The organism is Brevibacterium sp. (genome assembly GCF_052105255.1).
GTDB classification, from domain to species: domain Bacteria; phylum Actinomycetota; class Actinomycetes; order Actinomycetales; family Brevibacteriaceae; genus Brevibacterium; species Brevibacterium linens_B.
The window spans coordinates 32,239-51,736 of sequence record NZ_JBQDYQ010000012.1; the positions used below are offsets into that span (position 1 = coordinate 32,239).

Below are 19,498 nucleotides of genomic sequence, written 5' to 3' on the forward strand. Positions count from 1 at the left end.
GATGGCGGAAGCCACCACAGCGCCGCACGATGCTCCTGCCGCGTCCGCCTCTGGTGAAGCGGACGCGGCGCAGCGGATCAAACCGCCGAAGCTCCACCCGCTCCTCCGATTCATCCTCATCCGGATCGGTATCTCGGTCATTCTGGTCTGGGGCGTGACCGTGGTGACGTTCCTGCTCACCAACCTCGTGCCCACTGACCCGGTCGCCGCCATCCTCGGCGACCGGGCGGCAGCTGATCCGGAGATCGTCGCGCAGACGCGGGAAAAGCTCGGCCTCGACCAGCCGCTCCTCGTCCAGTACTTCACCTACCTTGGCAATCTGCTCCAAGGAGATCTGGGAGTCTCCAACCAGACGCGCACGCCCGTGCTCGCCTCGATCGGTCAGGTCTTCCCCGCCTCGATCGAGCTCGGCATCGGAGCGATTCTCATCTCCGTCATCCTCGGACTTCTCCTCGGACTGCTCAGCGCCCTCAAACAGAACAGCCTCGTCGACCACGCGATCCGCACCCTCAGCCTCATCGGCATCTCGGCGCCGACGTTCTGGATCGCCACCGTCGCCTACTTCGTGTTCTTCTTCAAGCTTCGAGTCGTTCCCGGCGCCGGACGGCTCGACCCGTGGATCACTCCGCCACCTAAAGTGACAGGCCTCTACACTGTCGATTCTCTGCTGGCCGGTCAGATGGCGACATTCTCCAACGCCCTCGGCCACCTCGTTCTGCCATCATGCGTTCTCGCTCTCTTCACCGTCGGTCTGCTCACTCGATTCAGCCGCTCGAGCGTCCTCGACATCATCAGACTCGACTACGTCACCGCGGCCAAAGCGAAGGGCCTGCCGGCAAGGACAGTGGTCTTCAAATACATCTTCCGAGGCGCCTTGGTCCCGATCATCACCGTCGTCGGCCTGGCCTTCGGCTCCCTGCTCTCCGGTGCGGTGCTGACCGAGACCGTCTTCGCCTGGAACGGACTCGGCCAGTATGCCTACCGTGGGGCAACCACACTGGACCTGCCCGTCATCATGGGTGTGGGCCTTGTCATCGGCATCGTCTACATCCTCGTGAACTTCATCGTCGACCTGATCTACGGCTTCGTGGATCCGAGAGTGAGGGTGAGATGAACATCGGCACCCCGAAACAGCCCACCAATGCCCCCATCGCCGAGGCGGCCCACCACGATCCCGTCGTCCCCGGACTGAAGAGGTGGCAGATCCGCTTCCCGAAGGCGCTGCGCACTCCGCTGGGGTTCGTCGGGGCCGGGATCCTCGTGATCTGGCTGATCGTGGCGATCTTCGCACCGCTGCTGGCACCGTTCGATCCTCTGGCGCAGAACTTCTCCCGGTTGTCGGCTCCCAACGGTGAGAATCTGCTCGGCACCGACACCCTGGGCCGAGACGTGCTCTCCCGCATCCTCGTCGCCGCCCGCACCACCTTGCCCGCCGCGGTGTTCGTCGTCATCTGTTCTGCACTGCTGGGCTCGGTGCTCGGCGCTATCGCCGGATACTTCGGTCGGGCCGTCGACGAGATCATCATGCGCATCGCCGACCTCGTGTTCGCTTTCCCCACCATCATCCTCGCCATGGTCATCGCAGCCGCCCTCGGACCGGGGCTGAAAAACGCGATCATTGCGATCCTGCTCGTCTCATGGCCGTCCTACGCCCGTGTCACCAGGTCGCTGGTGATGACGGCGCGCGGCAGCGAGTACGTCATCGCCGGACGCCTGCTCGGATTCAGTGCGGGCCGATCACTGGCCCGCGAAATCGCACCGAACGTCATCTCCCCGGTCGTTGTGCTCGCCACCCTCGATGTCGGTTCGGCGATCCTCACGATGGCCGGTCTGTCGTTCCTGTCTCTCGGCGCCGTTCCGCCGACGCCGGACTGGGGCGCGATGATCAGCGAAGGAGTCTCTCAGTTCGCGGCCTGGTGGATCGCGTTCTTCCCCGGACTCTGCATCCTCACCATTGTCATGGCATTCAACTTCATCGGCGACAGTCTGCGCGATACTCTCGACCCGCATACCTCCCAGGAAGTCGGTGAGACTACCTCATGAGCATGATCAGCATCAAAGACCTCAATCTCTTGGTCACCTCGGGGAAGAAGACCACTCATATTCTCGATGATGTCTCCTTCGACCTCGAAGCAGGTCGCATCACCGGAGTCGCGGGTGCATCTGGGTCCGGCAAGACCCAGACCGGCTTGGCGATCATGGGGCTCTCCCCCACAGGCGCGGAGCTGAGCGGAAGCATCGACTTTGATGGAGTCGAACTGGTGGGAATGCCTGCCAAACAGCACAATCGCCTGCGCGGAGTGCAGCTGTCGATGGTCTTCCAGGATCCGGCCTCAGCATTCCATCCCATGCTCACCGTCGGCGACCAGATCACCGATCACCTTCGACATCACCAGAAGGCATCGAAGAGAGCTGCCCTGGCCAAAGCCATCGCGATCCTCGGCCGAACCAGAGTTCCGCACCCGGAAGAAGCGGTGAAGAAATACCCCCACCAGTTCTCTGGCGGACAGCTGCAGCGTATTGCTTTCGCCTCAGCGATCATCTGCGACCCGAAGGTCCTCATCGCCGACGAACCGACTACAGCACTCGATGTCACCGTTCAGGCAGGCATCCTCCGACTACTGCGCGAACTCTGCGACGACCTCGACCTCGCTGTGCTCCTGGTCACCCACGATTTCGGGGTGCTGTCCTCGGTCGCGGACACCATCGTCGTAATGAAGAACGGCGTCGTCGTCGAAACCGGCGAACGGGAGGCCATCATCACCGCACCCAGACACGAGTACACGCGCTCTCTCATCGAATCCCTGCCAGGTGCGGAGGTCTCCCCGTGACATCGATCGACCAAGCTCCAACCGCCACCGCCGGTCGCTCCTCCGCAGCAGATGCACCTCTGTTGTCACTCGATTCCGTTGCGTGCGAATACAAACTCGACGGCGGAGGTCGCTTCCGGGCAGTAAACGGAGTGTCTTTGGAACTGGGTCGATCGGACGTGCTCGGACTCGTCGGCGAATCCGGCTGCGGAAAGTCGACACTGGCCAAACTCATCTGCGGATTGGAAAAACCTGCGAGCGGCTCCATCACCTTCGACGGCACACCGGTCAGAGCACTAGGTCTGAAGAAGAGAGCGAAGGAACTGCTCGGCATTCAGATGGTCTTCCAGAATCCTTACGCGTCTCTCAATCCGCGCAGGCGTATCCGTGACCAGCTCGACGATGCGCTGGCGCTCAATCCTCACGGCACGTGGAGCGTCGAATCGCTGCTGGAAGCCGTCGACTTGCCGTCCGACTCAGCACAGCGCTACTCGCATTCGTTCTCCGGCGGACAGAGGCAGCGCATCGCAATCGCTCGTGCTCTGGCCGCAGGTCCGAAAGTGCTCGTCGGGGATGAACCCATTGCGTCACTCGATGCGTTCCTCCAGGCACGGATCGCTCGCATGATGCGCGACCTCGCCATCAACTCCGGTGCCTCGATGATCTTCATCAGCCACGATCTCTCGGTTGTCCGCGACATCGCTGACAGGGTCGCAGTAATGGAAGCCGGCCGCATCGTCGAAGTCGCTCCGACCGACCAGATCTGGAATGAACCGCAGCACCCGTACACGAAGAAGCTGCTGGCCGCCATCCCCAAGGTCGATGGTAAGGGAATCATCCCCGGCGGCAACTGACCGACCTGGCCGATCCGAGACTGGGCCGAGACCGGACGCGAAACGGCGTCGAAAGGACGGATAAGCCATGGTCATTCTGATCCGCGGGGCGGAGATCTTCGCACCCGAACCGCTCGGGGTCTGCGACATCCTCGTGGAGGGCTCACTCATCGCCCATCTCGGCGAGGTGGACAGCCGGACCGTCGCGCAGCTGCCGGGTTCGGCAGTCATTGACGCCACCGGGCTGACCGCCGTGCCCGGCTTCATCGACCCCCATGTGCACATCACCGGAGGCGGCGGCGAAGGCGGGTATGCGACTCGCACACCCGAGATCGACGTCGCCGACATCATCAGCGCAGGCGTGACCACCGTCGTCGGATGCCTCGGCACCGATTCCATCACCCGATCGCACAGCGGCCTCATCGCCAAGGCTCGCGGCCTCGAAGAAGAGGGGATCACGACGTTCGTCTACACCGGCAGCTACCAGCTTCCCGCACGAACCATCACCGGTTCCGTCGCCGACGACATCGTCCTCTTCGACAAAGTGATCGGAGCCGGAGAGATCGCCATCTCCGAACGGCGGTCGTTCCAACCGACGATCGAGCAACTCGCCGACATCGTCAGCCAATGCCATGTCGGCGGACTGCTCAGCGGAAAAGCCGGCGTCACTCACTTCCATGTCGGATCGCATTCGACCCGCCTCGCGCCGCTTCACCGCCTCCTCGACGACTATCCGATCGCTCCGCCCGCCGTGTATGCCACCCACATCACCCGAGATGTCGAACTCATCGCCGAGGCGGTCGGCCTCGCAGCCAAAGGAGCCTATGTCGACATGACGGCCGGAGCATCCACTGCCCAGGCAATGCAGAAGTACGTCGAATCCGGCGGCAGTCTCGATCGGCTTACCCTGTCATCGGACGCCAACGGAAGCCTGCCGAAATTCGATGCACAGGGACGCCTGACGGAACTGCAGGTGGCCGACCAGTCGACTCTGTTCGAGCAGGTGTGGGCATGTGCTGATGACAGCGGCCTGTCTCTGTCACAGGTCCTCTCGTTCGTCACCGCCAACACCGCCGATGCCCTGAAGCTTCCGCGCAAGGGACGCATCCGTGCAGGCTGCGATGCCGATCTGCTGTTCGTCGACGAGGGACACGCTATCCAGCACGGGTTTGCGCTGGGCCGTCAGACCATCAGCAACGGCGAACAGCTGATCAGAAGCACCTTCGACCAGTCACCGCGCTGAACCGAATCTCACCGCTGCCAGCGCTGACTGCACTTGGGCCGTACTATGCTCACGTCCGACTTCAGTTTCGAGTGACCCGCGCGGATTTCCGCTGTGCGTACTCGGCGGGGCTGAAGCCGGTGACGCGCACAAAGTCCGTGCTGAAGTGCGATTGATCGAACCATCCGAATTGCGCACCGAGGTCGGCCAGAGTCCCGTCCCAACCGCGATCGATCGCACCGACCGCATCGATGACACGTGCTCGAGCCAGAACCTTCTTCACTCCGACCCCGCAGAAGTTGGCGAACATGCGCTGCAGAGTGCGCTCACCGATATCGGTTCTCTCCGCGAGGATCTTCAGACTCACGACCTCGGGGTCGTCAAGGATGTCGAGAACCCGCTTCAATCGCTCGAACGACGAGGTCATCTGCGGTCTCCAGGACAGCAGCCAACTCTCCACCGACGCAGCCAATTCGCCCAGCTCCGGCATCCCGGCGTTCTGTGACGGCTGCTGCGACTGCGAAAACAACTCGGCCAGGCCGAGGTCGGCCTCCAACCGCGGAAACCACAGCGCGGCGGGGACCGTCGAATCACGGATGCTCGCAGGCTTCTGGTCGGAGAAGGCCAGTGTCGCACCCGGCTGGAAGTTCACCCCGAAGACTGCGCCGCGTCCGAAGATTCCCACGTCGAAACGTCGTTTGGTGACCGGGCCGGTCACCCACGCTCCGGGGCCATCGACATGGGCACGTCGGCTGCTGCCGAACTCGAAACTCAGATGGATGGTCGGTTCGGACAGGGTCGCCGTCTGACAGCTCTCACCGTCCGGCAGGTCCCATTCGACAGCCCAATAGCGTTTGACGAACGGACGCAGACGCTCGGAGAGTTCTACTCCTCCGTCCTCGGCTGGCCCATCGCCTATTCGGACGAGAACTATGCGATGCTCACCGGCCCCAGCCATGCCCTGGGCATCGGCACGATCCCGGACTATCAGCGGCCGAGCTGGCCCGACGACGGACACAAGCAGTTCCACCTCGACCTCGCCGCCGACGACATCCAGGCGGCGGCCGATCGCTGCGTCGAACTCGGTGCCACCCGAGCCGAACCGCAGCCGGGCGAGACCTGGGTCGTTCTCCTCGATCCCGCCGGTCACCCGTTCTGCATCTCGGACGCGAAGAACTGGGGCTGAGCACCCCGGCACCCCACCACACCCGCACGACCTCAGCTGAGCCCTCAGCTCTGTCCGGCCTTGTCCACCCGCACGATGTAGTGAGACCCGTCGAGACCGTCGACGAGAATCGTCGCCGAATGTTTCGCGTTCCCACCGGTGACGATCCAGTTGGGTTTGAGCACTCCGCGCAGACCGCCTGCGGGAGTGACCTCGATGCCCATTCCGAGCTTGACCGTCTTGACGACCTTCGCACGCGCCAATGATCGTGCGGTCCGCTCCGCCTCTCTCCGAGCCGGCAGCGGTCCCGACTGCTCGCCGAACCGACTCAACCACTCCGATGATCCCGCAGTGGCCCCGCGTGGGGTGAAGTCGGCGATCATGCCCCGTCCGGACACAGCATTGACGAGCACATCCATCCGCTGCCCCGGTCCGGACGCATCCCGGCGGAAGAGCCCGCGAATGCGCACATCGAGCGCGGCCCACCAGAAAGGATGATGCGTCTGCCTGACCTCGGCGAGCGCGCCCGGGAGCTTGCGCTGGAAGACGGCGAGCGCCTCGGCGGCGGTGACAAGCGGTTCCATCCGCATCGGGTCCTCGACCTGCAGGTCCGGGCGAAGCGAGTGCCCGGTTCCGATCTCGGCACTCATCTCAAGCGTCCTTCGGAACCTGACCGGCCAGGGAATCGTTCTGTCCGGTGAGCATGTGGGCGGGAATCGCACCGATCTTGTCGGTCTCTTGCATTGCCTCGAGAACGTGGCCAGGCACCGGATGCGACCGCTGGGTGGCCAGGGAGACGAGGATGAGAGCCAATGTCGAGCAGACGATGCCGATTCCCATCGGGTCGACTCTGGTGGCGTCGACGAGTCCGGTCAGCTGCCATACGACGGAGGATACGGTGCCCAAGATCATCGAGGCGATCGCACCGGGCACGTTCGCCTTCTTCCACCAGGCCGCGGCGATGTAGACGGGAACGAACGCGGCACCGAGCACCGTGGTGGAGAAGATGACCACCTCGGCGACCGCGGGAGGATCGTTCACTGCGACGAGGTAGCCGATGACCGCGAGCACGAGGACGGTGAACCGCGACACCCACACGGACTGCTGGTCGGACATGTCCTTCTTGACGAAGCGTTGGAACAGATCCTGGCTGGCGATCGTGCCCGACTGCAGCAGCAGAGCGTCGGCGGTGGACATGATCGCAGCCATGATTCCGGCCATGACGATGCCCACGGCGAAGTCCGGCAGCACCGTGTCGGCGACTTCGAAGACCGCAAGTTCCGGGTTGTCCAGGGTCGGCAGCAGGATGAGCGCCATGATGCCGACGATGTAGGGAGCAGGGATGAACAGCAGGTTGAAGCCTGTCGCGTAGAGGCTGGCACGCCTGGCCACCGACGGCCGCTTCATCGCCATATGGCTGACGTTGACGTGCGGCCAGCCCATATAGCCGATGGAGAAGACGAGGACAGCACCGACGATGACTCCCCATTGGACGGATTCGATGCCGTCCGGTCCCCACATGGTCAGCAGGTTCGGGTTGATCTGCCCGACCGCCTCGTTGCCGGCCGTCCATCCGCCCACCGCCTGCAGGCAGGCGATGAGGATCCACACCATGCCGATGAGCATGATGATCGCCTGCACGAAGTCGGTGTAGGCCACGGCGAGGTAGCCGCCGAGGAAGGTGTAGAAGACGATGACGCCGACAGCGATGAGCAGCGCCCACGTGTACGGGATGCCGGTGACCATCTCGAGCCCGCGTCCGCCGGCGATGAACTGACTCATCACATAGAAGAAGATGCAGAACACGGCGACCGGTGCGGCGATCGCGCGGATCCACTTCGACGGATACCGATGTTCGAGGTATTCGATCGACGTCAGCGACCCGAGGATCTGAGAGAGCTTGCGCATCCGCCGGCCGAGGATCGAGAGATTGAGGACACCGCCGCCGATGTCGCCCATCGCGTACCAGAGTGAGAAGTAGCCCTTCGTATAGGCCAACGAACCCGCACCGAGGAACATGTACCCGGACATCGACGATGACTGCAGACGCAGAGCAGTGACCGCAGCACCCAGGCTGCGTCCGCCGAGCAGATAGCCCTCGCTGCCCTTCGAGCCGACCTTGAGCGTCCACACACCGATCCCGGCCATGGCGGCGAAGTAGATGAGCAGGAACCAGGTTTCGATATTCATGCCGCTCCCCCGTTCCCCTTCGCCGAGGCGGCCCCACCATCTCGTCCGCCCGCTCCGCTCGCGCTTGACGCCAGGCTCTGGTCCTCGGCCACGTCTTCGGCCCTCCAGCCGCGGGAGAGGAAGACGAATACGAGGGTGTAGATCACCCAGATCGCAGGAATGCCGGCAATGATGACGACCGTCGCCGTCGGGAGACCGAACACGTAGACCACCTCGTTGTGATGCGGGGATACTGATGCTGTGAGTGAGCTTACAACTTATCGCGAGAAGCCTGAGACTGCCGCGCCGGGTTCGCATGGTGGGAACCGCCCGAACCGCATGACCGGGCTGTCGGTCCGTACTGCCTGTCCGTTCCGCAGTGCCGCCTCACTCGACGGTGAACTGGCGCTCGTGAAGCCCCGTCGCCGCACCCGGAATAGGCGGTCGGCGCTCCGAGGTCTGCACGTTGCCTGCCTGGTCGATCGCGCGCACGGCGACCGTGTGCGTGCCGGAGCTCAGTCCCGTGTGCTCGCATCGCCATTGTCGCCACGTATCTGCGGTGAGCTCCTCGCTGAGTTCCGCTTCCGCCCAGTCCCCGTTGTCGATGCGCACCTGCACCTTCGCGATGCCCGTGTGCTGCGCCCAGGCCATTCCTGCGGTGACGATCCGGTCGCCGCTCTTGGGTGCCACGGTGGCGCCGGGGCGAGGCACATCGATACGCGAGGCCACCAAGACGGGTCCGTGCGTGGACCAGCCGCGAGTCGTCCAATACGCTTCCTTGTCCGCGAACCGGGTGACCTCGAGATCGGTCACCCACTTCGTGGCCGAGACGTACCCGTAGAGCCCCGGGACGACCAGCCGGGCGGGGTATCCGTGATCGCGGGGCAGGGCATGGCCGTTCATCGCCACGGCCAGCAGGGCCGCGCGGTCGTCGGTGAGCACTTCGAGCGGTGTGGAGGCGGTGAATCCGTCATCGGAGCCTGAGAGCACCATGTCTGCGCCGGAGTGCGGTTTCGCCCGGGCCAGAAGGTCACGAATCGGATAGCCCAGCCATTTCGCATTCCCCACCAGGTCGCCGCCGACTTCATTCGAGACGCAGGTCAGGGTCACATAGTGCTCCTGCAGAGGGAGGTCGAGGATTTCGGCCATGGTGATCGTGAACTCGTTCTCGACCATGCCGTGGACGCGCAGCATCCACGTTCCCGCGTCGATCGACGGCGAGAAGAGCGCTGTGTCGATGCGGTAGAAGTCCGAGGTCTCCGTGACCAGCGGAGTCAGTCCGGACACGTCGAGTTCCGCGCCCGCGGGGATCTCCGGCGCCGAGGTGGCCGGCCGCGGCAGGACGAGTTTCGTCACAGTGCCTGCCGCACTGCGTGCCAATGTGGCCGCGGACTGTCCGGCTGCGACGGCGGCGATGCCGACCGCGCTCAGTCCCGCGGCCAGCCCGAAGAACGCCCGCCGCCCGGGTCGGGCAGGAGATCGATTCTGCTGGTCGTCTCCCGCCGCCGTATCTGCCGAGGAGTGATCCGCCGTGCCCGCGAGGTGGAGGAGGACGAGGAAGGCTGCGGCCCCGGCGGCGACTCCGCCGAGACTCGGCAGAGTGGCCGCAAGACCGGCACCGGAGCTGAAGCCGACGACGGCGGACAGCAGTCCGAAGCCGATGAGCAGCACGAGCGCGAGACCTCGACGACGGGCACCGATCCACCCGATGAGCGCACCGCACCCGGCACCTCCTGCGACGATGGTGATGACGAGGGCGAGCTTGTCGTGGGTGCCGAAGACCGCGATCGCGGACTTGACGAGCACGGTGGGCACCAGCGGGATGAGAGATTGGCCGATGAGCAGCGCCGGGGCTGACGCGACATCCAGGCTGCGGGCGATGAGTTCGGCGGTGCCGAAGTAGATGAGGGTCGCGACGACCCCGGTGACCACGGACAGCCACGTGCGCCGAGTGCCCGCCATCATGCCCTCCACGTCCGCATTCTCAGGCCAGGGCGCGACGCAGTCGCACGGCCGCCTCGGTGAGGGCAACGAGGCGGTTCTCACGGTCGGGTTCGGGCAGTGTCTGAGCCGAACGCAGACCGTGTTCGACGAGCACGACGACCTGGTCGGCGAGGTTCTGATCGGCGAGCTCCGGGACCGCTCGGGCCTCGGAGCCGACCTGCGAGAATTCGGTCAGGGCCTCACGGATGGCGGCACGCCTGGTCGGTGCCGGCGGGGCCGCCTCGTCGAGTTGGGCAGTGGTCAGGGAGATGATCCGGATGCGCAGACGACGCACCTCCGTCTCGAGTTCCGCCGCTGCTGTGGTCATGGACTCATGATAGTCCTCATCGAGCGGTGCAGCGGCTGAGCTTCAGGCGATGCTCAGGCGTCTCCCACCCAGACGGTCATGGTCTCCTGATAGGTCTCCAGAGCTTCCGGGCCGTTGTCTCGGCCCCAGAATCCGGACTGCCGCATTCCGCCGAACGGGGTGGCTTCGGTGCCTTCGCTGTAGCCGTTGACGGCGAGTGTGCCCACGCGGATTCGGCTGGCCCACCACCGCACTTGGGCGATGTCCTCGCACCACACGCTCGAGGCCAGCCCATAGGGTTCGCCGTTGATGAGGTCGACGGCGTCGTCGCGGCTGGTGCGTCTCAGCAGCTGGGTGACGGGGCCGAAGATCTCTCCCCGACCGAGTTCGCTGTCATCAGGCACGTCTGCGATGACGGTCGGCGGGTACCAGGTGCCGGGGGCCGGGACATCGGCACGAGCGTTGAGGATCCGAGCTCCCTTCTGCACGGCTTCGTCGACCCAGGAGGTGATGCGGTCGTGGGCGCGAACGTTGATCACCGGTCCGATGTCCGTGTCGGCGTCGAACGGGTCGCCGACGGTGAGAGCCTCGGTCGCGGTGATGAGCGCGGTTCGGAATTCGGCGAACCTCTCGTCATCGTCGCCGACGTAGATCACCCGAGATGCGGCGGTGCAGTTCTGGCCGCTGGTGCCGAAGGCGGCGCCGGCGATGTCGGCGGCGATCGCCTCGAAGTCCGTGGCGTGCGCGGAGTCGACGATGTAGCCGGCTCGACCGCCGAGTTCGAGGGAGACCTTCTTGAGGTTCGACCGGGCCGAGGACTCGAGGAAGGACCTGCCGACGGGACCCGAACCGGTGAAGGTGAGCACGTCGATGTCCGGGTGCAGGCCCATGGCGGCGCCTATCCCTGGGCCGGTGCCCGTGAGCACATTGAGGATGCCGTCGGGCACACCTGCCTCGGCGGCGAGCCTGGCAAGGTGGAGGGCGCTGAGCGTCGAGTCCTCGGAAGTCTTGACGACCATCGCATTGCCGGCGGCCAGGGCCGGGGCGATCTTCCACCCGAGCATCGCCACCGGATAGTTCCACGGCAGGATCGCTCCGACCACGCCGCTGGGCACCTTCGTCACCCACCCCCAGCCGTCGGGACTGCGCAGGTAGCGACCGTCATCGCGGGAGATGAGGTCGGCGCTCAGGCGGAGGTTCGCGGCGACGTCGGGAACGTCTTCCTCGAGGCTGCCGAGGGCGACCTTTCCGGCTTCGATGCCGTCGAGATAGGCGATCTCTTCGACGTCGGCCTCGACGAGTTCGGCGAGGCGGCGCAGCACTCGGGCCCGCAGCGTCGCGTCCTCGGCCCAGTCGGCCTCGTCGAAGGCGGCGCGTGCTGCGACGACGGTGTCATCGAGCTGCTCAACGCTGGCCGCGGAGAGGTTGCCGATGACCGTTCCCTGACTCGGTGAGATGAGACCGATCTCGTCTCCGGCACCGGTGACGGCGCGGCCGCCGATCCACTGTCCGAGGTCGCCGTCGATGATGGCCCGCAGTGCGGTGCGACCGCGGTCGATGAGGGTGTTCTGCGCTGATGATGTGCTCATGTTGTGTGCGTCCTCTCCAGTCCGGCGATCGCATCGAGCAGCGCCGCCAGTGCTTCGGGGTCGGCGGTCGGCAGCGGCGGACGCACCGGTCCCTGTTCGCGGCCTCTTCGACCCAGCGCCTGTTTGATGAGTGAGATGAAGGCGGAGTCGCCTTCGATGAGTCCGAGGGCGTGCCCGAGGCTCCTCCACAGCTCGACGGCGCCGGCCCATTCACCCCTGTCGGCCAGCTCCCACAGTCTCTGGCAGTGTTCGGGCAGCAGCCAGGCCGAGGCCGCCACCCAGCCGCTGGCGCCCTGTGCGAAGCCCTCGAGTGCGATGCCGTCGGCGCCGACGAAGATCTCGGTGTCCTCGCCGAGGCGGCTGCGCAGCTCCCGGATCCGAGTGGCCTCGCCGGAGGTCTCCTTGACGCTCCAGAGCCGGCCGGTGTCCTGGAGCGCGGCGAGGTGGTTCGGGAGCAGGTCGGTTCCGGTGGAGTGGGGATTGTTGTAGACCATGACCGGCAGTTCCGACGTGGTGAGGACGGGTCGCAGGGCGGCGATGACGGCGTCAGGTTCGAGTCCGCCGTAGAAGGGAGGGGTGACCATGACGGCGTCGGCGCCCCAGCCGACGGCATCGGAGATCTGGGCCGACATCTCCGCCGGAGAGTAGGCCATACACCCGATGGCCACATGCGCCCGCCCGTCGACGGCGGAGACGATGGACTTGATCTGTGCTTGGCGCTCGGCGGCACTCAGCGCCAGCGCCTCCCCTGTGGCGCCGAGGCCGAGGAGTCCGCTCACGCCTGCGACGAGCACCTCCTCGATGCGTCCGCCCAGGGCGTCGAGGTTCTGATCTCCGTCTTCGGTGTAGGGAGTCGTCGGAACGGCGAAGACGCCGCGCATCGGATTCGTCATCGAATCGTCCTCTCTGCCATGAGATCTCTGGTCGGCACTTCAACGATGAAGCCGATCCGCCGACGCTTGTCGGCGATATCTCAGACGATAGGCAGAAAAGTGATCCCAGGCAACGGGGGCTCGACACGAACCGTCTCGCGGCCGTGCGTCGGGGAAGGGCCGCCTCGGCGGGAAGGTCCGTCTCGGCGGGGATGACAAAGGGCGGACCCCGATTCGGGGATCCGCCCTTCGTGCAACCATCGACGGCAGCTGACCTGGCAGCTGCGGTCAGCGCTGCTCTCAGTCTCTGAAGTAGGAGATGAGGCGCAGAATCTCGATGTAGAGCCACACGAGGGTGACCATGAGCGAGAAGGCGCACATCCAGGAGTACTTCTCCGGGATCTTGTGCTTGACGCCCTCTTCGATCATCTGGAAGTCCATGATCAGGGTCATCGCGGCGAGCACGGTGGCGACGATGCCGATGACGATTCCGAGCGGCATTCCGAAGATCTCGACGCTGCGGGCGCCGCCGGTGCCGGTGAACATGGCGATGCCGAAGTTGATGAGCGAGAAGACCGCGTAACCACCGACGGCGATCATCATGAACTTCATCATCTTCGAGCCGTAGCGCACACCCTTGAACTTGAACAGGGCGAGCATCACGCCGAAGACGCAGAGCGTGGCGAGCACGGCCTGCATGACGATTCCGGAGTACATGGACTCGAAGATCGCGGAGATGCCGCCGAGGAATACGCCTTCGAATGCGGCATAGCCGATGATGAGGGCCTTGCTCGGCTCCTTCTTGAAGGCGTTGACGAGGCCGAGCACGAGCGCGATGAGCATCGCCGGGAAGGCGAGCATCGGCACGAACCAGCCGACGGCGGCTCCGGCGAGAAGGATGGCGAAGAGCACTCCGGTCTTCATCATCACATCGTCGTAGGTCATCGCTCGGTCGGCGACCTGGGGTCCGGCGTTGCGGTTCTGCGCGGCCGGCTGATTGAACAGGTTGTTGAGTTCCTGATCGGACATGACCGGCTGATTGCGGCCGGCCTGGGCGCCTTGGTTGATCGCCCGTTTCATCATAGGGTTACTCACGGTCGAGATCCTTTCGATCTGAGCAGAATGTGCACAGCCGAGAAGCTGCACATCGGTCGTTCACGATCACAGTCTAACCGGACGGTCTGGACGGGAACTGAGGATTCCGGCCTGCGGCACCCGACGTTGCATGAACGTGATCATGTCGTGGACAACGCCCGCATCGGCTGGAGAATTCCCGGTTCAGCCCATCTGGTAGTGGGTGGCCGAACCCGGGCCCCAGGGGATGCCGGTGGCCCACCAGATGAAGAACAGCAGTCCCCAGAGGACGAACATGGAAAACGACAGCGGGATCGTGAAGGAGAGCACCGTGCCGATGCCCGCATCCTTCTTGTACCGCTGGACGAAGCCGAGGACGACGACGAAGTACGGGCTCATCGGGGAGATGATGTTCGTCGTCGAGTCGCCGATGCGGTAGAGCGCCTGAGTGGTCTCCGGGGCGATGGACAGGAGCATGAACATCGGTACGAGCACCGGAGCCATGAGCGTCCACAGTCCCGATCCGGAGGTGAGGAACAGGGCACCCAGCGCCACGAGCAGCCAACCGCCGAGCAGGATGACGAACGATCCGGTGTTGAGCGCCCCGAAGACCTCCGCCCCTTTGATCGCGAGGATCTCACCGAGGTTGGACATCTTGAACAGGGCCAGGAACTGGCTGGCCGCGAAGAACAGGACGATGACCGGAACGAAGGGCAGCAGACCCTTTCCCATCATCTCGGGGATGTCGGCGGTGCGCTTGATCGACCCGGTGGCGTAGCCGTAGACGATGCCGACGATGAAGAAGCCGAAGCCGATGATCGCGGCGATTCCGGCCATCAGGCCCGATTCCGGGCCGAAGCCTCCGGCTTCATCGCGGAGGAACGATCCGGCGGGCCAGGCGAGGCCGAACAGCACTGCGGCGCAGACGACGATGGAGATGACGGCGATGACGATTCCGCGCTTCTCCGTGGCGTCGAGCGCCATCTTGACGTCGAAGCTGTCCGGATCGTCATCGGTCTCCTCGTCGAGTTCGATCTGGTCGGCGCGTTTGGACAGGACCAGCTCGGTCACCAGGGTCACGGCGATGGCGACGACGAACATGGAGACGAAGTTGAAGTAGAAGTTCGCGACCGGGCTGACGGTGTAGTCCGCGTCGATGATCTGCGCGGCCGAAGTCGAGAGACCGCCGAGGATCGTGTCGAGCGAATTGACCATCGGCGCTGCCGAATAGCCTCCCGAGGTCGCGGCATAGGCGACGAGGCAGCCGAGCAGCGGATTGCGGCCGACAGCTTTGAATGCGAGACCGCCGAGGGGAATCATGATCATGTAGGAAGCATCGGAGGCGATCGACGCGGCGGTTCCGGCCAGGGCGACGATGAACGTGATCCACCGCGGCGAGGCTCCGGCGATGGTGCCGCGCAGCATCGCCGGGATGAGTCCGGACTGTTCGGCCACGGCCACGCCGATGAGCACGATGAGCACGAGTCCCAGCGGTGGGAAGGTGACGAAGTTGTTCGTTGCTCCCGCGACGATCTCTCGCAGCGATTCGGTGGCGAAGAGGTTCGTCACCGTCACCTTCTCGTCCGTGGCCGGGTTGACGGCGGTGAGACCGGTGGACGAGAAGATCGCCGAGAGGATCATGACGATGACCGCCAGCGACAGGAACAGCCAGAACGGGTGCGGCAGTTTGTTGCCGGCCTTCTCGATGATGACGAGAACGCGCATGAGCCAGCTCAGCTCGGAACCGTCATCCCTCTTCTCTGCGGTCGCAGGTGTGGTGCTCGACATCAGTTCTCCTCGGTCGGTGCGGCGCTGGCGAATGCGTTGAGCCCGGTGTCGCTCATGTGAGTGCGATCACCTCAAGGTGCAAGTCTCCTGGACAATCAGCATTGTGTCGCGGGAATCTCATATTCCGGATGGTCGGAGGCTGACTGACGCACCCGTCCCCGCCGAGGCGGCTGTTTGGCCTCCTACTCACCGACGTTGATGAATATGACAGGGCGCCGACCGCAGATGTCTGCGGTCGGCGCTCTGTCAGCCGGACGGCGGCTGAGCACTCGGGCTGAGGGTGGGCCGCCTCGGCGAGGTCAGCGTTCGATGTCGCCGCGGATGAAGGCTTCGACGGCCTCGTGGGCGGCGTCGTCGTCCTTCTGCTCAGGCGGGGACTTCATGAAGTATGACGAGGCGGAGATGAGGGCTCCGCCGATTCCGCGGTCGAGGCCGATCTTCGCCGCACGCACGGCGTCGATGATGACGCCGGCAGAGTTCGGCGAATCCCACACCTCGAGCTTGTATTCCAGGGACACGGGTGCATCGCCGAAGTTGCGGCCCTCGAGGCGGACGAACGCCCACTTGCGGTCGTCGAGCCATTCGACGTAGTCGCTGGGTCCGATGTGGACGTCGCGGTCGGACAGCTGAGCCGACGTGTTCGAGGTCACGGCCTGGGTCTTCGAGATCTTCTTCGACTCAAGACGCTGACGCTCGAGCATGTTCTTGAAGTCCATGTTGCCGCCGACGTTGAGCTGGTAGGTCCGGTCGAGCACGACGCCGCGGTCTTCGAACAGCTTCGCCATCACACGGTGGGTGATGGTCGCACCGATCTGGGACTTGATGTCGTCACCGACGATCGGGACACCGGCGGCACGGAACTTCTCGTCCCATTCCTTGGTGCCGGCGATGAACACGGGCAGGGCGTTGACGAAGGCGACCTTCGCGTCGATGGCGGCCTGAGCGTAGAACTCGACGGCCTGCTGGGAACCGACGGGCAGATAGCACACGAGGACATCCGCCTCCGCGTCCTTGAGAGCCTTGACCACGTCGACGGCCTCCCGGTCGGATTCGACGATCGTGTCGCGGTAGTACTCACCGAGACCGTCGAGGGTGGGTCCGCGCAGGACCTCGATGCCGGTCGGCTCCACGTCGGCGAGTTTGATGGTGTTGTTCTCGCTGGCGGTGATGGCCTCGGCGATGTCGACGCCGACCTTCTTGCCGTCGACGTCGAAGGCGGCAACGAAATCGATGTCACCGACGTGATAATCCCCGAATTCCACGTGCATGAGGCCGGGAACCTTCGTCCCGGGCGACGCGTTCCGGTAGTACTCCACGCCTTGGATCAGGGACGAGGCGCAGTTGCCCAGTCCGGCAATCGCGACTCGAATCGATTTCGTTCCCACAATTCTCCTTTGTCTGTACGGGTTTCACCGAGCGGCGGGAGGGCCCCACACGGGCGGTTGGCCCTGCGAGGCTTCGCTTCGGCCCCGACTCACCATAATAATGTCCGCGTCAAAATGCCGAACACCGGCATCCGAACACGGCAGCGTTCGTCTCAGCTGACGACCAGAGGTTCGAGGACCAGGTCGGGGTGGTTCTTCTGCACGCCCTGCAGCCGCCACCGGTCGGAGAACAGCGCCAGCAGCTCTCCGTCGGAACGGTGGAGGACCTCGACCGAGCGCTCCCGGGCCAGGGTCGGCACGCATTCGGCTGTGGTGCGTCGGGCGAGGGAGAAGTTCAGACGCTCCAGGGTGCAGGGAGCGTTGAATTCGTTGGTCATCCGGTCTTCGGCCACTTCGAACTGCATGGGGCCGACCGCCCCGAGCACGGGGGCCTGGTCACCGCGCAGATCGGAACGCAGCACCTGGATGACACCTTCGTGGTCGAGCTGTTCGATGCCGCGGCGGAACTGCTTGTACTTCGAGGAGTCCTTGGCGCGGATGACCATGAAGTGTTCGGGAGAGAACGTCGGGATTCCGGGGAACTCGACCTTCTTGTCGAGGTAGAGGGAATCACCGACGCGCAGTGCGGAGGCGTTGACCAATCCGACGACATCGCCGGGGAACGCTTCGTCGACGACGTCGCGGTCGCGGCCGAAGACCTGCTGAGCGTACTTCGTGGCGAAGGGTTTGCCGGTGCTGGCGTGGGTGAGCACGGTTCCGCGTTCGAAGACTCCCGAGCAGACGCGAATGTAGGCGAGCCGGTCGCGGTGGTTCGAGTCCATTCCGGCTTGGACCTTGAAGACGAAACCGGAGAACGGTTCGTCGACGGGACGCGGTTCGTCGTTCGTGTCCAGGCGTGCCTCTGCCGGTGGGGCGAGGTCGACGAGGAGGTCGAGGAGTTTGTGGATGCCGAAGTTGAGCACGGCCGAGGCGAACATCACCGGGGTCGACTTGCCCGCCAGAAAGGTCTCCTGGTCGTGGTTCTGGTCCTCCATCTCCAGCAGATCGGACTCATCGACAGCGGTCGTCCAGGCATCGCCTTCGAGGTCGGCAGCCGCCTCATGGGTGTACGTGTCCTCACCGGCGATCGTGGCGCCTCCGTCGGTGCGGGTGTACTTCGTGTACTCGCCGCTGGCGCGGTCGAGGACTCCGCGGAAGTCTCCGGACTGGCCGACGGGCCAGGTGATCGGGGTGGGCAGGAGGCCGGTGCGCTGCTGGACCTCGTCCATGAGCTCGAGCGCTTCGAGTCCGGGGCGGTCCCATTTGTTGACGACGGTGATGATCGGGATATTGCGGTGAGCACAGACTTCGAAGAGCTTCATCGTCTGTGCTTCCAGGCCCTTGGCGGCATCGATGAGCATGACGGCGCAGTCGACGGCCGAGAGCACACGGTAGGTGTCCTCGGAGAAGTCGGCGTGGCCCGGGGTGTCGACGAGGTTGAACACGGCGTCGCGGTACTCGAACTGCAGAGCAGCGGAGGAGATCGAGATTCCGCGGTCCTGCTCCATCTGCATCCAGTCGGAGACGGTGGCACGGCGACCGGCCTTGCCATGGGTGGCGCCTGCCTGGCCGATGGCACGGGCGTGGAGGGCGAGCGCCTCGGTGGTCGTCGATTTGCCCGCGTCGGGGTGCGAGATGACAGCGAACGTGCGGCGGCGGGATGCCTCGTGTCGGATGTCCTTGTCGGAATACTGGCCAGAAGTCACCGCAATATCCTATCGTTCTTCGCGCTCATCCGGCGTGTCCGCTCAGTCACAGTGGCCGAGGCCGGGTCTGCCGGTCCGCGTTGCGTCCAGCGTCCTGTCGGAATCGGCCCATATGCTGGGGTGCGATGTCTGAGGAATTCGTCGAATACGCCGGCCGTTCGGAGCCGAAGGAACGGTGGCTCAAGGCCCTGCCGCTCATCGTCGCGGGAGTCCTGGGTGCCCCGCTGCTGTGCGCGGCGATCTGGTTCTCCTGGCAGATAGCGCAGACGACGAAGTACCTCTTCGATCTCGGCACCTCCGGCAGCGAGGCGGCCGGGATGGTGCTGCTCAGCCTGTCGGGGGCCTTCTGCCTCATCTTCTATCTCGCGTTCCTCTTCATCGGCACCCGCCGTCGCACGTGGAAGTGGCGCATCTGGTGGAGTGTCGCCACCCTTCTTGCCGCCGGAGCTCTGCCGTTATGGTGGCTCTTCAGCGGATTCTTCGCCGACGTCTGACGTTCGCGGGCCCCGGCGGCAGCTGCCACCCTGCATCCCTGACCACAGTTCGCATTCCCCAC

At 64.7% G+C, this 19,498-nt stretch carries 19 protein-coding genes; 7 read left to right on the forward strand and 12 right to left on the reverse strand.

Going from position 1 to position 19,498, the window contains the following annotated elements:
- Position 1: 1 nt before the first annotated feature.
- The 5 genes from ACTIIH_RS05605 to iadA all read left to right on the forward strand — a co-directional run bounded on the left by ACTIIH_RS05605 (position 2) and on the right by iadA (position 4,886).
- Positions 2-1,114, forward strand: coding sequence for an ABC transporter permease (locus ACTIIH_RS05605; RefSeq protein WP_441451016.1), 1,113 nt, complete (start codon positions 2-4; stop codon positions 1,112-1,114).
- Positions 1,111-2,043 (forward strand): ABC transporter permease, encoded by a 933-nt coding sequence (locus tag ACTIIH_RS05610; RefSeq protein ID WP_441451018.1) that lies wholly within the window; start codon positions 1,111-1,113, stop codon positions 2,041-2,043. The genes ACTIIH_RS05605 and ACTIIH_RS05610 overlap by 4 nt, the downstream gene beginning before the upstream one ends.
- Positions 2,040-2,831, forward strand: coding sequence for an ABC transporter ATP-binding protein (locus ACTIIH_RS05615; protein WP_441451020.1), 792 nt, complete (start codon positions 2,040-2,042; stop codon positions 2,829-2,831). The genes ACTIIH_RS05610 and ACTIIH_RS05615 overlap by 4 nt, the downstream gene beginning before the upstream one ends.
- 131 nt (positions 2,832-2,962) lie before the next feature.
- On the forward strand, positions 2,963-3,664 hold the full coding sequence (locus tag ACTIIH_RS05620) for an ABC transporter ATP-binding protein (protein ID WP_441091010.1): 702 nt from the start codon (positions 2,963-2,965) through the stop codon (positions 3,662-3,664).
- Positions 3,665-3,731: 67 nt separating this feature from the next.
- The gene (gene iadA / locus ACTIIH_RS05625; protein ID WP_441090973.1) at positions 3,732-4,886 is read left to right on the forward strand and encodes a beta-aspartyl-peptidase; all 1,155 of its coding nucleotides are present in this window, start codon (positions 3,732-3,734) and stop codon (positions 4,884-4,886) included.
- A 61-nt stretch (positions 4,887-4,947) separates the two neighbouring features.
- On the opposite strand, the gene ACTIIH_RS05630 is transcribed toward iadA, so the two are convergent.
- On the reverse strand, positions 4,948-5,694 hold the full coding sequence (locus ACTIIH_RS05630) for a helix-turn-helix domain-containing protein (RefSeq protein WP_441451056.1): 747 nt from the start codon (positions 5,692-5,694) through the stop codon (positions 4,948-4,950).
- Between ACTIIH_RS05630 and ACTIIH_RS05635 the strand changes: the two genes are divergently transcribed.
- On the forward strand, positions 5,605-6,051 hold the full coding sequence (locus ACTIIH_RS05635; RefSeq protein WP_441451022.1) for a VOC family protein: 447 nt from the start codon (positions 5,605-5,607) through the stop codon (positions 6,049-6,051). The genes ACTIIH_RS05630 and ACTIIH_RS05635 overlap by 90 nt on opposite strands.
- Positions 6,052-6,095: 44 nt before the next feature.
- Here the strand turns inward: ACTIIH_RS05635 and ACTIIH_RS05640 are convergent, their stop codons facing one another.
- From ACTIIH_RS05640 to ACTIIH_RS05690, 11 genes are all read right to left on the reverse strand, one after another.
- Positions 6,096-6,680, reverse strand: coding sequence for a hypothetical protein (locus tag ACTIIH_RS05640; RefSeq protein WP_441451024.1), 585 nt, complete (start codon positions 6,678-6,680; stop codon positions 6,096-6,098).
- A gap of 1 nt (position 6,681) precedes the next feature.
- On the reverse strand, positions 6,682-8,220 hold the full coding sequence (locus ACTIIH_RS05645; RefSeq protein WP_441451026.1) for a sodium/proline symporter: 1,539 nt from the start codon (positions 8,218-8,220) through the stop codon (positions 6,682-6,684).
- Positions 8,217-8,423, reverse strand: a complete 207-nt coding sequence (locus ACTIIH_RS05650) for a hypothetical protein (RefSeq protein WP_441451028.1) — start codon at positions 8,421-8,423, stop codon at positions 8,217-8,219. Before ACTIIH_RS05650 ends, ACTIIH_RS05645 begins: the two co-directional genes overlap by 4 nt.
- A gap of 163 nt (positions 8,424-8,586) precedes the next feature.
- Positions 8,587-10,164, reverse strand: a complete 1,578-nt coding sequence (locus tag ACTIIH_RS05655) for a molybdopterin-dependent oxidoreductase (RefSeq protein ID WP_441451058.1) — start codon at positions 10,162-10,164, stop codon at positions 8,587-8,589.
- A 19-nt stretch (positions 10,165-10,183) separates the two neighbouring features.
- Positions 10,184-10,510, reverse strand: a complete 327-nt coding sequence (locus ACTIIH_RS05660; RefSeq protein WP_441451030.1) for a hypothetical protein — start codon at positions 10,508-10,510, stop codon at positions 10,184-10,186.
- Positions 10,511-10,563: 53 nt separating this feature from the next.
- Positions 10,564-12,078 carry an aldehyde dehydrogenase family protein gene (locus tag ACTIIH_RS05665; RefSeq protein WP_441451032.1) on the reverse strand — a complete coding sequence of 505 codons (1,515 nt, stop codon included), beginning with the start codon at positions 12,076-12,078 and terminating at the stop codon, positions 10,564-10,566.
- Positions 12,075-12,971 carry a dihydrodipicolinate synthase family protein gene (locus ACTIIH_RS05670; RefSeq protein ID WP_441090980.1) on the reverse strand — a complete coding sequence of 299 codons (897 nt, stop codon included), beginning with the start codon at positions 12,969-12,971 and terminating at the stop codon, positions 12,075-12,077. The genes ACTIIH_RS05665 and ACTIIH_RS05670 overlap by 4 nt, the downstream gene beginning before the upstream one ends.
- Before the next feature lie 279 nt (positions 12,972-13,250).
- Positions 13,251-14,033 carry a Bax inhibitor-1/YccA family protein gene (locus ACTIIH_RS05675; RefSeq protein ID WP_441091014.1) on the reverse strand — a complete coding sequence of 261 codons (783 nt, stop codon included), beginning with the start codon at positions 14,031-14,033 and terminating at the stop codon, positions 13,251-13,253.
- Between the two features lie 195 nt (positions 14,034-14,228).
- Complete coding sequence (locus tag ACTIIH_RS05680) at positions 14,229-15,812, reverse strand: AbgT family transporter (RefSeq protein ID WP_441090981.1); 1,584 nt, start codon at positions 15,810-15,812, stop codon at positions 14,229-14,231.
- Between the two features lie 299 nt (positions 15,813-16,111).
- On the reverse strand, positions 16,112-17,197 hold the full coding sequence (locus tag ACTIIH_RS05685; RefSeq protein ID WP_169251814.1) for an inositol-3-phosphate synthase: 1,086 nt from the start codon (positions 17,195-17,197) through the stop codon (positions 16,112-16,114).
- Positions 17,198-17,349: 152 nt separating this feature from the next.
- Positions 17,350-18,942: a peptide chain release factor 3 gene (locus ACTIIH_RS05690; protein ID WP_441451035.1), complete on the reverse strand. Its 1,593-nt coding sequence runs from the start codon at positions 18,940-18,942 to the stop codon at positions 17,350-17,352.
- Positions 18,943-19,067: 125 nt separating this feature from the next.
- On the opposite strand from ACTIIH_RS05690, the gene ACTIIH_RS05695 reads away from it, so the two are divergent.
- Positions 19,068-19,436 carry a hypothetical protein gene (locus ACTIIH_RS05695; protein WP_101545125.1) on the forward strand — a complete coding sequence of 123 codons (369 nt, stop codon included), beginning with the start codon at positions 19,068-19,070 and terminating at the stop codon, positions 19,434-19,436.
- Positions 19,437-19,498: the final 62 nt, after the last annotated feature.